The organism is Pseudomonas sp. GM17 (assembly GCF_000282175.2).
In the GTDB taxonomy this organism is placed as follows: Bacteria; Pseudomonadota; Gammaproteobacteria; order Pseudomonadales; family Pseudomonadaceae; genus Aquipseudomonas; species Aquipseudomonas chlororaphis.
The window spans coordinates 4,329,371-4,343,004 of the sequence record NZ_CP124732.1 but is presented as its reverse complement, the minus strand read 5'-3'; the positions used below and the strand labels follow the sequence as shown (position 1 = coordinate 4,343,004).

At 64.5% G+C, this 13,634-nt stretch carries 13 protein-coding genes; 10 read left to right on the top strand and 3 right to left on the bottom strand.

Annotated features, from left to right (window positions below):
* Positions 1–3: 3 nt before the first annotated feature.
* Positions 4–240: a hypothetical protein gene (locus PMI20_RS19535; RefSeq protein ID WP_007920925.1), complete on the bottom strand. Its 237-nt coding sequence runs from the start codon at positions 238–240 to the stop codon at positions 4–6.
* A 226-nt stretch (positions 241–466) separates the two neighbouring features.
* Here PMI20_RS19535 and PMI20_RS19530 point away from each other — a divergent pair, with 226 nt between their 5' ends.
* From PMI20_RS19530 to PMI20_RS19520, 3 genes are all read left to right on the top strand, one after another.
* Complete coding sequence (locus PMI20_RS19530; RefSeq protein ID WP_007920924.1) at positions 467–1,024, top strand: NADPH-dependent FMN reductase; 558 nt, start codon at positions 467–469, stop codon at positions 1,022–1,024.
* Between the two features lie 130 nt (positions 1,025–1,154).
* Positions 1,155–1,502: a metalloregulator ArsR/SmtB family transcription factor gene (locus tag PMI20_RS19525; protein ID WP_037033643.1), complete on the top strand. Its 348-nt coding sequence runs from the start codon at positions 1,155–1,157 to the stop codon at positions 1,500–1,502.
* Between the two features lie 41 nt (positions 1,503–1,543).
* On the top strand, positions 1,544–2,830 hold the full coding sequence (locus PMI20_RS19520; protein WP_007920917.1) for an arsenic transporter: 1,287 nt from the start codon (positions 1,544–1,546) through the stop codon (positions 2,828–2,830).
* Positions 2,831–2,854: 24 nt separating this feature from the next.
* Here the strand turns inward: PMI20_RS19520 and PMI20_RS19515 are convergent, their stop codons facing one another.
* Entirely contained in the window at positions 2,855–3,805 is a 951-nt protein-coding gene (locus PMI20_RS19515) for a DUF1853 family protein (protein WP_007920915.1), read from the bottom strand.
* Between the two features lie 105 nt (positions 3,806–3,910).
* Here PMI20_RS19515 and PMI20_RS19510 point away from each other — a divergent pair, with 105 nt between their 5' ends.
* From PMI20_RS19510 to pepN, 6 genes are read left to right on the top strand one after another with little or no spacing between them, the layout of a single operon-like run.
* A complete protein-coding gene (locus PMI20_RS19510; RefSeq protein WP_007920913.1) occupies positions 3,911–4,801 on the top strand; it encodes an NAD(+) kinase in 891 nt (296 codons plus the stop codon).
* On the top strand, positions 4,798–5,775 hold the full coding sequence (locus PMI20_RS19505; protein ID WP_493185314.1) for a metallophosphoesterase: 978 nt from the start codon (positions 4,798–4,800) through the stop codon (positions 5,773–5,775). The genes PMI20_RS19510 and PMI20_RS19505 overlap by 4 nt, the downstream gene beginning before the upstream one ends.
* Positions 5,772–6,644 (top strand): rhomboid family intramembrane serine protease, encoded by an 873-nt coding sequence (locus PMI20_RS19500; protein ID WP_007920906.1) that lies wholly within the window; start codon positions 5,772–5,774, stop codon positions 6,642–6,644. Before PMI20_RS19505 ends, PMI20_RS19500 begins: the two co-directional genes overlap by 4 nt.
* Before the next feature lie 15 nt (positions 6,645–6,659).
* A complete protein-coding gene (locus PMI20_RS19495) occupies positions 6,660–6,920 on the top strand; it encodes a YeaC family protein (RefSeq protein ID WP_007920905.1) in 261 nt (86 codons plus the stop codon).
* Complete coding sequence (locus PMI20_RS19490) at positions 6,917–7,747, top strand: DUF2797 domain-containing protein (RefSeq protein ID WP_007920904.1); 831 nt, start codon at positions 6,917–6,919, stop codon at positions 7,745–7,747. The genes PMI20_RS19495 and PMI20_RS19490 overlap by 4 nt, the downstream gene beginning before the upstream one ends.
* Positions 7,748–7,760: 13 nt before the next feature.
* Positions 7,761–10,418, top strand: a complete 2,658-nt coding sequence (pepN, locus tag PMI20_RS19485; protein ID WP_007920902.1) for an aminopeptidase N — start codon at positions 7,761–7,763, stop codon at positions 10,416–10,418.
* Positions 10,419–10,553: 135 nt separating this feature from the next.
* On the opposite strand, the gene PMI20_RS19480 is transcribed toward pepN, so the two are convergent.
* The gene (locus tag PMI20_RS19480; RefSeq protein ID WP_007923214.1) at positions 10,554–12,188 is read right to left on the bottom strand and encodes a SulP family inorganic anion transporter; all 1,635 of its coding nucleotides are present in this window, start codon (positions 12,186–12,188) and stop codon (positions 10,554–10,556) included.
* 393 nt (positions 12,189–12,581) lie between these two features.
* Here PMI20_RS19480 and PMI20_RS19475 point away from each other — a divergent pair, with 393 nt between their 5' ends.
* Positions 12,582–13,631, top strand: coding sequence for a WD40/YVTN/BNR-like repeat-containing protein (locus PMI20_RS19475; protein ID WP_007923215.1), 1,050 nt, complete (start codon positions 12,582–12,584; stop codon positions 13,629–13,631).
* Positions 13,632–13,634 lie beyond the last annotated feature (3 nt).

Below are 13,634 nucleotides of genomic sequence, written 5' to 3'. Positions count from 1 at the left end.
ACGTTATGAAGGAAGGAGGGTCTCGGGTTCGCGAATGAGGGTGATGCCCGATTGCACGAGGAGGAACTGGTTGTCGTCCATTTTGTTGACGCGATCGCCAATGGCCAGGCGATAGGTGGTGACAGGCTCCGAGCCGGCGATGCCCTCTGGCGAGGGGGTGGATTCCTGGAACTCATGCACCGAATAGACACGGCCTTCCGCGTCCCTTGCATGAAATTGTCCGACGAGTACTGCTGCCATCTTTAGAGCCTCTGGAGATAAAACACTCAATTTGCGGTCCTGTAGACCGTGCCTGGGCGAACTAAGTTTAGCGGCGGAAAAAAAATAGTCCGCGGCCCTGATTGCAGCTGGCGTACAGCAGCGTGAAGCCTGGAAAAGCTCACGGAACTTCCTTCGGTGGGTGGCTGTGGGCGGGGTGGATCATCTATAACTACCAGCCTCCTCAACCAGAAGTCGGGAATTCGCTATGAGCAACGTCTACACGATTGCAGTGCTGGTGGGCAGCCTGAGAAAGGCCTCGATCAACCGGAAAGTGGCGCTGGCCCTGGCGGAACTGGCGCCGGCCAACCTGCGGCTGAAGATTGTCGAGATCGGTGATCTGCCGCTTTACAACGAAGACATCGATGTGGATCCACCGGCAGCCTACAGGACTTTCCGTGAACAGGTGAGTGCAGCCGACGCCGTACTGTTCGTCACTCCGGAATACAACCGCTCGGTTCCCGCGCCGATGAAAAACGCCATCGACGTGGGGTCGCGCCCCTACGGCAAGAGCGCCTGGAGCGGCAAGCCGGGGGCAGTGATCAGCGCATCCCCGGGCGCCATCGGCGGTTTTGGCGCCAACCATCATCTGCGCCAGTCCCTGGTGTTCCTCAATGTGCCATGCATGCAGCAGCCGGAAGCCTACCTGAGCGGCGCCGGTTCGGCCTTCGACGAGGCGGGCAAGCTGTCCGAGTCGGTCAAGCCGTTCCTGCAGAACTTCATCAATGCCTACGCCCAGTGGGTCGAGCAGCATAAAAAGCTCTGATCCTGCTACCGCGGGAGCCGGCCGACCGGCTCCCGTGGGTGATGGATATTCCGCTTGCCATGGTAAAAGCGCTTTACCGCATATCTGAATATTCATATATTCGCCGCTCCCAATGCCTGGAGTGGCCCTGGTGTCCGACTCTCTCAATCCCGCCGAGCTGTTCAAGGCGCTTGCCGACGAAACCCGCAGCCGCATCGCCTTGCTCGTGACCCGCGAAGGCGAGTTGTGTGTCTGCGAGCTGACCGCCGCCCTGGGCCAGAGCCAGCCGAAGATCTCCCGGCACCTGGCGCTGTTGCGCAGTTGCGGCCTGCTGGCCGACCGCCGCCAGGGGCAATGGATCTATTACCGGCTGCACCCGCAGTTGGCCCCCTGGGTGACCACCCTGCTGCAGGACACGCTGCAGGCCAACAGCCCCTGGCTGCAGGCTGACCTGCAACGCCTGCAGACCATGATCGATCGCCCCGTGCGCTGCTGCTGAATTCTCATCACCTTCACTTTTCCTGCTCAAGGCTGCCCGGCATGCTGACTGCTTCATTGATTTTCCTGCTGACCATTACCCTGGTGATCTGGCAGCCCAAGGGCCTCGGCGTGGGCTGGAGCGCGGTGTTCGGCGCGGTGCTGGCGTTGCTGTTCGGGGTGGTGCAGCTGACGGATATCCCGGTGGTCTGGCAGATCATCTGGAACGCCACCGGCACCTTCGTCGCCTTGATCATCATCAGCCTGCTGCTCGACGAGGCCGGGTTTTTCGCCTGGGCCGCCTTGCATGTCGCGCGCTGGGGGCAGGGCAGCGGACGCAGGCTGTTTGCCTTCATGGTGTTGCTGGGGGCGCTGGTGTCGGCGCTGTTCGCCAACGATGGGGCGGCGCTGATTCTCACGCCGATCGTGATTTCCATGCTGCTGGCGTTGCGCTTCTCCCGGGCGGCGACCCTGGCGTTCGTCATGGGCGCCGGGTTTATCGCCGATACCGCGAGCCTGCCGCTGGTGGTGTCGAACCTGGTGAACATCGTTTCCGCGGACTTCTTCAACATCGGCTTCAACCAGTACGCCGCGGTGATGCTGCCGGTGAACCTGGTCAGCGTGGCGGCGACCCTGGCGGTGTTGCTGTGGTTCTTCCGCCGCGACATTCCGCAGGCCTACGACCCCGAAGAGCTGGCACAGCCGGCCAGCGCGATCCACGACAAGGCCACCTTTATCGCCGGCTGGTGGGTGCTGGTCATCCTGCTGCTGGGGTGTTTTGCCCTGGAGCCGCTGGGCATTCCCATCAGCGCGATTTCGGCGGTGTGCGCGGCCCTGCTGCTGGGCATCGCGGCCAGGGGCCACAAGATTTCCACGCGCAAGGTGCTCAAGGAAGCGCCGTGGCAGATCGTGATCTTCTCCCTCGGCATGTACCTGGTGGTGTATGGCCTGCGCAATGCCGGGCTGACCACGCACCTGGCCGGCTGGCTCGACCGCTTCGCCGACTACGGCATCTGGGGCGCGGCCATGGGCACGGGGCTGCTGACCGCGGTCTTGTCATCGATCATGAACAACCTGCCGACGGTGTTGATCGGCGCGCTGTCCATCGACGCCAGCCAGGCCAGCGGCCTGGTCAAGGACGCGATGATCTACGCCAACGTGATCGGCAGCGACCTGGGGCCGAAGATCACCCCGATCGGCAGCCTGGCCACCTTGCTCTGGCTGCATGTGCTGGAGCGCAAGAACATTCATATCGGCTGGGGCCGCTACTTCAAGGTCGGCATCGTGCTGACCCTGCCGGTGCTGCTGGTGACCCTGGCGGCGCTGGCCGTGCGTTTGTCGGTGATGTGAGGGGACTGACGTTCTGAGGGCGGCTCAACCCGTCCCCGGCACATTCGGCCAGAGGTCCGCCACCAGGAACAGGCGTTCGGCTTCTTCCCAATCGCCGGCGCGGTTTTCCGTCAGGCGCACCAGCAATTGCGCCGGAGCGTGCGGGTCGAGTTCCTCCAGCCAGGCTTGCAGCCGTGGGGCGCTCCAGGTTTGTTCCGCCGGGTAGGACGCTGGCGCCAGCCAGGCCTGGCGCGGCAAGGGTTGCCAGCGCCCGGGCGGGCTTTGATTGATAAAGGCCGGCCAGTCGCGCTGATGCAGCCAACGCCCGCGCAGGTGCTGCGGGTGGGCGCCGCGGGGCGGTTGCGTGGTGCCGGGCCAGGGGTAGAGCAGGTAGCCGCCGAGCCACAGGTGGGCGCTGAAGTCCTGGATATCCATGGCCGCCAGCACCTCCAGGCTGTCGGCCCGGGCGGAGATCGGCAACTGGTGTTCGTTCAGGTGCGCCAGCTTGCGGTCCAGGCGGTCGTGGCAGCCGGGGCCCAGCCATAACGCGGTGTCCGCGCCGTTGCCCGATTGCGGGCCGAGATAGAGCTTGATCGCCAGTTCCAGGTGGTGAGTGCCGTCGCGGTCGCGCAGCAGCATGTCCAGTTCGCCCAGGGTGTGGCCGGCGCGGCGGATCGGCAGGTTGGCTGCCAGCAGCTCGACACCGGGCGCGTGCTGTACGGCAAATTGCCACAGGCGTTCGTAGTAGAGCCCCAGGCGCTTGGTCGGCCCGAGGGCCAGCCAGCGGCGCAGGGCACGGCCGTCCTGGTCCAGCTGGCGCAGCCAGTGCGCCAGCAGCTGCGGCGCCTGCACCCAGTCGCTGCCGGCCAGTGGATGGCGCTGCGGCCAGGGCGTCTCGTCGAGCATCGGTGGCGCGAGGATGACCCAGGCCAGGTCGCGCACTTCGGGGTGGCGCAACTGGCGGGGGAGGTCGAGCAAACCGGGAAACAGGATCATTCTGCGAGCATAGCGCCTAACGTCGAGGCTGAAAGGATTTTGTCTATGGCCGGCTTTCGCCCATAATCTCTGCTTTGCCCGTCCCAGAACCCCTGCAGGAGCCCCATGGAGCAATTTCGCAATATCGGCATTATCGGTCGCCTGGGCAGTTCGCAGGTGCTGGACACAGTTCGCCGACTGAAAAAGTTTCTGCTCGCCCGCCACCTGCATGTGATCCTCGAAGACACCATCGCCGAAGTCCTGCCCGGCCACGGCCTGCAGACCTCTTCGCGCAAGCTGCTGGGCGAAGTCTGCGACATGGTGATCGTGGTCGGCGGCGACGGCAGCCTGCTGGGCGCGGCCCGTGCCCTGGCGCGCCACAACATCCCGGTGCTGGGGATCAACCGCGGCAGCCTGGGCTTCCTCACCGACATTCGTCCGGACGAGCTGGAGGTCAAGGTCGCCGAAGTCCTCGACGGCCATTACCTGGTGGAAAACCGCTTCCTGCTGCAGGCCGAAGTACGGCGCCACGCCGAAGCCATCGGCCAGGGCGATGCGCTCAACGATGTGGTGCTGCACCCGGGCAAGTCGACGCGGATGATCGAGTTCGAGATCTACATCGACGGTCAGTTCGTCTGCAGCCAGAAGGCCGACGGCCTGATCGTCGCCACGCCGACCGGCTCCACCGCCTACGCCTTGTCCGCCGGCGGGCCGATCATGCATCCCAAGCTCGACGCCATTGTGATTGTGCCGATGTACCCCCATACCTTGTCGGGAAGGCCGATCGTGGTCGATGGCAACAGCGAGCTGAAAATCGTCGTGTCCAAGGATATGCAGATCTACCCGCAGGTTTCCTGCGACGGGCAGAACCATTTCACCTGTGCCCCCGGTGACACCATCACCGTCAGCAAGAAGGCCCAGAAACTGCGCCTGATCCACCCGCTGGACCACAACTATTACGAGGTCTGCCGGACCAAGCTCGGCTGGGGCAGTCGACTGGGTGGTGGAGGCGACTGATGCTCGATCCCGCGCGTAGCTACGACCTGATCGGTGACGTGCACGGTTGCGCCCTGACCCTTGAGCACTTGCTGGACAAGCTCGGTTATCGCAAGCAGGGCGGCGTCTGGCGGCACTCGTCGCGCATGGCGGTGTTCCTCGGCGACATCATCGACCGCGGCCCACGGATCCGCGAAGCCTTGCACATCGTCCACGACATGGTCGAGGCCGGCCAGGCGCTGTGCGTCATGGGTAACCATGAGTTCAACGCCCTGGGCTGGGTCACCCCGGCAGCGCCCGGCGGCGGCAAGCACTTCGTGCGCGAACACACGCCGCGCCATGCCCGCCTGATCAACGAGACCCTGGCGCAATTCGAGCAGTACCCCAACGACTGGCACGATTTCCTCGCCTGGTTCTACAAGATGCCGCTGTTCGTCGACGCCGGGCGTTTTCGCGTGGTGCATGCCTGTTGGGACGCCGGCCTGATCGAGCCGCTGCGGGCGCAATACCCCGATGGCTGCATCGACGAGCACTTCCTTCAGGCCTCGGCGATCCCCGGCAGTTTCGCCAATAACGTGTTCGACCGCCTGCTGCGCGGCACCGACATGCGCCTGCCCCATGGCTTGACCATGACCAGCGGCGATGGCCTGACCCGTTCGTTCTTCCGCACCAAGTTCTGGGAAGACGACCCGCAGACCTACGGCGACATCGTGTTCCAGCCCGATGCGCTGCCCGAGCCGGTGGCCCGCACGCCGCTGTCCTCGGCGGAGAAAAACAACCTGCTGCGCTACGGCGTCGATGAGCCGCTGCTGTTCGTCGGCCATTACTGGCGCAGCGGCAAACCGGCGCCGATTCGCTCGAACCTGGCCTGCCTGGATTACAGCGCGGTGCTCTACGGCAAGCTGGTGGCTTACCGCCTGGACCAGGAAACCCGCCTGGACCCGGATAAATTCGTCTGGGTCTATGTCGAGCGGCCGGAGGAGTCCTTGCCATGAGTGCTGTTGCAGTATTGCGTCTGCCGTTGAATGTGGACCTGAGTGGCTTCGTCAAACTGCTGCAGCGCATGCAGGTGCCGCACCGGGTCAGCGAGGAAGCGGGGGAGCAGGTGCTCTGGGTGCCGGACGCCATCAGCGAGGATGTGCGTTCGTTGTACGAGCGGTTTCCGGCGGGCGACCCCGAGCAGCAACTGGACATCCCCGAGGCCGGCGCCGCCATGCGCCGTCCGGGGTTCGTCGAGCAATTGCGCCGTAGCCCGGCCACCGCGCTGATCCTGCTGCTGAGCCTGATTGTCGGAGCCCTGACCCTGCTCGGCGAAAACCTCGGCACCCTGCGCTGGCTGACCTTCCTGGAATTTCGCGTGGTCGGCGACTACATCCAGTTCACGCCCCTGGCCGACAGCCTGGCGGCGGGGCAGTGGTGGCGCCTGGTCACGCCGATGCTGATCCACTTCGGCTTCCTGCACATCGCCATGAACGGCATGTGGTACTGGGAGCTGGGGCGGCGCATCGAACAGCGCCAGGGCAGCATCAACCTGCTGGGCCTGACGTTGCTGTTCAGCCTGGTGTCGAACTACGCGCAATACCTGTTCAGCGGGCCGAGCCTGTTCGGCGGCTTGTCCGGCGTGCTGTACGGCCTGCTCGGGCATTGCTGGATCTATCAGTTGCTGTCGCCCAACCCGGCCTATCGCCTGCCTCGCGGAGTCCTGGCGATGATGCTGGTGTGGTTGCTGATCTGTCTGTCGGGGCTGATCTCGGTGATCGGCTTCGGTGAAATCGCCAACGCCGCCCACGTCGGCGGGTTGCTCGTCGGATGCCTCACAGGTTTGTTGGGCGGCTTGTACAGTCGCCGTAAACTGGCCCTCTAATGCTGGAGACCGCTTATGTCGTCGTTTGTTGAAATGATTGAAAACATCACCCCGGACATCTACCAGAGCCTGAAACTGGCGGTAGAGATCGGCAAATGGTCCGATGGCCGCAAGCTCACCGCCGAGCAGCGCGAGCTGTCCCTGCAGGCGATGATCGCCTGGGAAATGCAGAACCTGCCCGAAGAGCAGCGCACCGGCTACATGGGCCCGCAAGAGTGTGCGTCGAAGTCGATCGAAGTGCCGAACATCCTGTTCAAGTCGGATGCCATCCATTGATCGAGATCGGCCGTGGCTCCATCAGTAAAATGTCGGCGCGCCTGGACGGGGCGGACGTGCAGTATGCCTTTCGCCTTGGCGACACCGAGGTGCCGGTCAACCCATTGATCGGCAGCACCGTGCGCCTGGAATACCTGGGGGCGATCCACTGCACCCATTGCGGGCGCAAGACCAAGACCAGCTTCAGCCAGGGTTACTGTTACCCGTGCATGACCAAGCTGGCCCAGTGCGATATCTGCATCATGAGCCCGGAACGCTGCCACTACGACGCCGGTACCTGCCGCGAGCCGTCCTGGGGCGAGCGGTTCTGCATGACCGACCACGTGGTGTACCTGGCCAACTCGTCGGGGATCAAGGTCGGCATCACCCGCGCCACCCAGCTGCCGACCCGCTGGCTCGACCAGGGCGCAAGTCAGGCGCTGCCGATCATGCGCGTGGCGACCCGCCAGCAGTCCGGTTTCGTCGAGGACCTGTTCCGCACCCAGGTGGCCGACAAGACCAACTGGCGCGCCTTGCTCAAGGGGGACGCCGAGGCGGTGGACCTGGCGCAAGTGCGCGACCAGCTGTTCGCTTCTTGCGCCGAGGGCCTGCGCGGCTTGCAGGAACGCTTCGGCCTGCAGGCGATCCAACCGGTCAGCGATGTCGAGCCGATCGAGATCCGCTACCCGGTCAAGCAGTACCCGGCCAAGATCGTCAGCTTCAACCTGGACAAGAACCCGATTGCCGAAGGCACGCTGCTGGGGATCAAGGGCCAATACCTGATCTTCGATACCGGCGTGATCAACATTCGTAAATACACGGCCTACCAGCTCGCCGTGCATCAGTAGAAGGATTCGCCGCATGCGCACCGAACAACCGAAGATGATTTACCTGAAGGACTATCAGGCGCCCGAGTACCTGATCGACGAAACGCACCTGACCTTCGAGTTGTTCGAGGACCACAGCCTGGTCCATGCGCAACTGGTGATGCGCCGTAACCCGGCGCATGGCGCCGGCCTGCCGCCGCTGGTGCTCGACGGCCAGCAGCTGGAGCTGCTGTCGGTGTCCCTGGGCGATCGCGAGCTGACAGCCGCGGATTACCAGCTGAGCGCCAACCACCTGACCCTGCAGCCGACCAGTGAATCCTTCACCGTCGACACCAGCGTCAAGATCCACCCGGAAAGCAACACCGCCCTGGAAGGCCTGTACAAGTCCGGCGGCATGTTCTGCACCCAGTGCGAGGCCGAGGGCTTTCGCAAGATCACCTACTACCTCGACCGCCCGGATGTGATGAGCAAGTTCACCACCACCGTGGTGGCCGAGCAGCACAGCTATCCGGTGCTGTTGTCCAACGGCAACCCGATCGCCAGCGGGCCGGGCGAAGACGGCCGGCACTGGGCGACCTGGGAAGACCCGTTCATGAAACCGGCCTACCTGTTCGCCCTGGTGGCGGGCGATTTGTGGTGCGTCGAGGACAGCTTCACCACCATGAACCAGCGCGAAGTCGCGCTGCGCATCTACGTCGAGCCGGAAAACATCGACAAGTGCCAGCACGCCATGACCAGCCTGAAGAAGTCCATGCGCTGGGACGAACAGACCTACGGCCGTGAGTACGACCTGGACATCTTCATGATCGTCGCGGTCAACGACTTCAACATGGGCGCCATGGAGAACAAGGGCCTCAACATCTTCAACTCCAGCGCCGTGCTGGCCCGCGCCGAAACCGCCACCGACGCCGCGCACCAGCGGGTCGAGGCGATCGTCGCCCACGAATACTTCCACAACTGGTCGGGCAACCGCGTGACCTGCCGCGACTGGTTCCAGCTGTCGCTCAAGGAAGGCTTCACGGTATTTCGCGATGCCGGCTTCTCCTCGGACATGAACTCGCGCACGGTCAAGCGCATCCAGGACGTGGCCTACCTGCGCACCCACCAGTTCGCCGAAGACGCCGGCCCCATGGCCCACGCCGTGCGCCCGGAAAGCTTTATCGAGATATCCAACTTCTACACCCTGACCGTGTACGAGAAGGGTTCGGAAGTGGTCGGCATGATCCGCACCCTGGTGGGCGCCGAAGGCTTCCGCAAGGGCAGCGACCTGTACTTCGAACGCCACGACGGCCAGGCCGTGACCTGCGACGATTTCGTCAAGGCCATGGAAGACGCCAACGGCATCGACTTGGGCCAGTTCAAGCGCTGGTACAGCCAGGCCGGCACCCCACGCCTGGCGGTCAGCGAGGCCTATGCCGCGGCGGCGAAGACCTACAGCCTGACCTTCCGCCAGAGCTGCCCGCAAACCCCGGACAAGGTGGAAAAACTGCCGTTCGTGATTCCGGTCGAGCTGGGCCTGCTGGACTCCCAGGGTGCGGCGATTGCCCTGCGCCTGGCTGGCGAAGCCGCCGCGCAAGGCACTTCGCGGGTGATCTCGGTGACCGAAGCCGAGCAGACCTTCACCTTCGTCGACATCGCCGAACAGCCACTGCCGTCCTTGCTCCGCGGCTTCTCGGCGCCGGTGAAGCTGAGCTTCCCGTACAACCGCGACCAGCTGATGTTCCTCATGCAGCACGACAGCGACGGTTTCAACCGTTGGGACGCCGGCCAGCAACTGGCGGTGCAGGTGCTGCAAGACCTGATTGCCCAGCATCAGCAGGGCCAGGCGCTGGTGCTGGACCAGCGTCTGGTCACCGCGCTGGGCACGCTGCTGGCCGATGACAGCCTGGACCAGGCCATGGTCGCGGAAATGCTTTCGCTGCCGGGCGAGGCCTACCTGACCGAGATCAGCGAAGTGGCGGATGTCGAGGCCATTCACGTGGCGCGCGAGTTCGCCCGCCAGCAACTGGCCGACCGCCTGTTCGATGCATTGTGGAAGCGTTACCAGGCCAATCGCGAGGTCTCCAAGGCCACCGCCTATGTGGCCGAGTCCGAGCACTTCGCTCGCCGCGCCCTGCAAAACATCGCGCTGTCGTACCTGATGCTCACCGAGAAGCCGCAAGTGCTGGCGGCCGCCATCGAACAGTTCGACGCCGCCGACAACATGACCGAGCGCCTGACCGCGCTGGCGGTGCTGGTCAACTCGCCGTTCGAGGCCGAGAAGGCCAAGGCCCTGGCGGTGTTCGCCGAGCACTTCAAGGACAACGCCCTGGTCATGGACCAGTGGTTCAGCGTCCAGGCCGGCAGCACGCTGCCGGGCGGGCTGGAGCGGGTCAAGGCCCTGATGCAGCACCCGGCGTTCAACATCAAGAACCCGAACAAGGTGCGCGCGCTGATCGGCGCCTTCGCCGGCCAGAACCTGATCAACTTCCACGCCGCGGACGGCTCCGGCTACCGCTTCCTGGCCGACCTGGTGATCCAGCTCAACGGCTTCAACCCGCAGATCGCTTCGCGACAACTGGCGCCGCTGACCCGCTGGCGCAAATACGACAGCGCCCGCCAGGCGCTGATGAAAGGCGAGCTGGAGCGCATTCGTGCTTCCGGCGAGCTGTCCAGCGATGTCTTTGAGGTCGTGAGCAAAAGCCTCGCCTGACCCCGGGCTTGGGCCTATGTAGGCTCGACAGCTGTAGCCGCTGCCGAGCCTGCGAAAAGCCCCGCAGGGGCTTGCCTGACATCTCCCGTCCAGCCTCTTGCGTCCCTGCGGGCCGTTCGCAGCCTGCGGCAGCGGCTACAGGGTGGTGGTCAGGGCGCTGCTCAGGTCAGGGTGATAGTTCTGCGCGCCGATGGCGTGCAGGATGCCGACCCGCTCAAGCTTGGTGTGGACCTTGAGGTTGGCTTCGCACAACTTCACCACAATCGCGCGCTTGTGCAGTTGGCCTATCACTTCCTCCAGCATCTGCAAGCCCGTGATGTCCATGAAAGGCACGTGTCTTAGGCGAATGATCAGCACCCGCGGGTCGCTGTGGGTCTGCGCCAGCGCCCGCTCGAAAGTCTCCGCGGCACCAAAGAACAGCGGCCCCTCGATGGTGTAGATCAGCACGCCCGGTGGCAGATGCAGCTGGCCGTTGCCGTGCAGCTCGTGCTGCAGGTCCTGTTCCACCACCTGTTGCACCTCCACCGAGGAGGCCATGCGCCGCAGGAAATGCAGCATCGCCAGAATCACCCCGATATTCACCGCGATCACCAGGTCGCTGAATACCGTGAGGGTAAAGGTGGCCAGCAGAATCGCCACGTCCGCCCGGGGCGCCCGTTGCACCATGCGCTTGAAGTGGTGCAGCTCGCTCATGTTGTAGGCCACCACGAACAGGATCGCGGCCAGGGCGCACAGCGGGATATTGGCCGCCAGCGGCGCGAGAAACAGGATGATCAGCACCAGGACCAGCGCGTGGACGATGCCCGCCAGCGGGCTGCTGCCGCCGTTGCGGATATTGGTCGCGGTGCGGGCAATCGCGCCGGTGGCGGCGAATCCGCCGAACAGCGGCGTGGCCAGGTTGGCGATGCCCTGGCCGATCAGTTCCTGGTTGGAGTCGTGGCGGGTGCCGGCCATGCCGTCGGCCACCACCGCCGAGAGCAGCGATTCGATGGCGCCGAGCATGGCGATGGCGAAGGCCGGGCCGATCAGATCCAGCACCCGGGGCAGGCTGATCTCGGGCAGCTGCAGCGCCGGCAAGCCCTGGGGAATGCCGCCGAAGGCACTGCCGATGGTGGCTACGCCGTCGAACTGGAACAGTGACTGCAGGGCCGTGGCCAGGGTCATGGCGACCAGGGGCGCGGGCAGGCGTTTGAGCTGCGCGACCCTGGGCACGCCCCACAACAACGCCAGGCTGAGCAGGGCCAGCAGGGTGGTGGCCAGGTGCAGGTCGGGCAGGGCCTGCAACAGGTGCCAGAGCTTCTGGTGAAAGTGCTCGCCGCCGACGGCGGGCAGGCCGAAGAAATCCTTCCACTGGCTGACCCAGATGATCACCCCGATCCCGGCGGTAAAGCCGAGTATCACCGGGTCCGGGATGAACTTGATCAGGGCCCCCAGGCGACTGATGCCCAGCAGGAACAGGATGATCCCGGCCATCATGGTCGCCAGTTGCAGGCCGTCGACCCCGTACTTGGCGGTGACCCCGGCCAGAATCACGATAAAGGCTCCGGTGGGCCCGGCGATCTGCAAGCGGCTGCCGCCGAACAGCGACACCAGCAGGCCACCGACGATGGCGGTGTAGATCCCCTGTTCAGGCTTGACCCCGGAGGCGATGGCGAAGGCCATGGCCAACGGCAGCGCCACCACGCCGACAATCACCCCGGACACCAGGTTGCGGGCCCAGTGCGCGCGTCCCAGCAATCTGGCTTTCCACGCCTCGCGTATGGCAATCATGGCTCACTCCTGAAGTCCGGCTTGCAGACCACGCAGCTCAATCATAGCCAAGCCAGGGGCGCAGCCCATGGCCTGAATCAGTCTTTGCGCGGCTATCGGCTGCAGATGCTTGGGGATTGAGGGGCGCAGTCCGCGGCGTTGGTGTTCCAGCCTCAGCTACGCTTCGTACGTTGCCTCAGTATCGACTGAGCAGTCAGGTTCCAGGCAGGGTACGGTGGTTAACAAAAGATAACGTGGCGTCGATTGTCAGACGTTTCTAAAGCCCGATAGGATAGGTCAGCTTCCGAAGGGGCTCTAGATTGCAGGTTTCAGGACGGTGTCCTGGATCCCATGCCCCGAACGGCGCCCTGTAAAGGTTGAACGACCTAACAATAATAAATGGGGGAAAGGTCTATGAGTGAGCCTGTCATGGGTGTGAGTTCCTGCCGCCCGCCGGCCTTGCGCAGATTTGCGTTGCTGGCTACAGCGCTCTCGCTGTTGGGGGTCGCCCTGTTGCCGGCCCCGGTCCAGGCCGCTGCGTCCGCGGCGGACACTGTCTACTCCACCGAATCGGCCAAGGCCAGCAAGGGCCTGATGCTCGATGTCGTGCATGCCGGTTCGCGCCTGGTCGCCGTTGGCGATCGCGGGCACATTCTCTATTCCGACGACCAGGGCCAGACCTGGACCCAGGCCAAGGTACCGACCCGGCAGCTGCTGACCGCGGTGTATTTCGTCGACGCCCAGCACGGCTGGGCCGTCGGCCACGATGCCCAGGTGCTCGCCAGCGAAGACGGTGGCCTGACCTGGACCAAGCAATTCGAAGACCTCAAGCGCGAAGCGCCGCTGCTGGACCTGTGGTTCCAGGACACCAGCAACGGTTTTGCCGTGGGTGCCTACGGCGCGTTGCTGGCCACCACCGACGGCGGCAAGCACTGGGAAGACGCCAGCGACCGCCTGGACAACGAAGACCAATACCACCTCAACGCCATCGCCGCGGTGAAGGATTCCGGCCTGTTTATCGTCGGCGAGCAGGGCAGCATGTTCCGCTCCGCCGATTGGGGGCAGACCTGGGAACGCCTCGAAGGCCCTTATGAAGGTTCGTTCTTCGGCGTGATCGGCACCGCCCAGCCCGCCACGCTGCTGGCTTACGGCCTGCGCGGCAACCTCTATCGCTCCACCGATTTCGGCAGCACCTGGGAGCAGGTCGAGCTCAAGGCGGCCCGCGGCAGCCTGGAGTTCGGCCTGTCCGGCGCCACGCTGCTGGACGACGGCTCGTTGGTGATCGTCGGCAACGGCGGCAGCGTGGTGCGCAGCACCGACAACGGCTTGACCTTCAGCGTCTACAACCGTCCGGACCGGATCTCCCTGGCAGCGGTGACCGCAGCCGGCAATGGCAACCTGATTCTGGCGGGGCAGGGCGGTGTGCGCTCGACCTCGGCGAATGGCGCCGATCTCGGAAAATAATCA

Coding starts and splice junctions, on each gene's coding strand:
- PMI20_RS19510 (WP_007920913.1), top strand. CDS start 3,911: ATGGAGCAATTTCGCAATATCGGCATTATCGGTCGCCTGGGCAGTTCG.
- PMI20_RS19475 (WP_007923215.1), top strand. CDS start 12,582: ATGAGTGAGCCTGTCATGGGTGTGAGTTCCTGCCGCCCGCCGGCCTTG.
- PMI20_RS19495 (WP_007920905.1), top strand. CDS start 6,660: ATGTCGTCGTTTGTTGAAATGATTGAAAACATCACCCCGGACATCTAC.
- PMI20_RS19500 (WP_007920906.1), top strand. CDS start 5,772: ATGAGTGCTGTTGCAGTATTGCGTCTGCCGTTGAATGTGGACCTGAGT.
- PMI20_RS19530 (WP_007920924.1), top strand. CDS start 467: ATGAGCAACGTCTACACGATTGCAGTGCTGGTGGGCAGCCTGAGAAAG.
- pepN (WP_007920902.1), top strand. CDS start 7,761: ATGCGCACCGAACAACCGAAGATGATTTACCTGAAGGACTATCAGGCG.
- PMI20_RS19520 (WP_007920917.1), top strand. CDS start 1,544: ATGCTGACTGCTTCATTGATTTTCCTGCTGACCATTACCCTGGTGATC.
- PMI20_RS19480 (WP_007923214.1), bottom strand. CDS start 12,188: ATGATTGCCATACGCGAGGCGTGGAAAGCCAGATTGCTGGGACGCGCG.
- PMI20_RS19515 (WP_007920915.1), bottom strand. CDS start 3,805: ATGATCCTGTTTCCCGGTTTGCTCGACCTCCCCCGCCAGTTGCGCCAC.
- PMI20_RS19535 (WP_007920925.1), bottom strand. CDS start 240: ATGGCAGCAGTACTCGTCGGACAATTTCATGCAAGGGACGCGGAAGGC.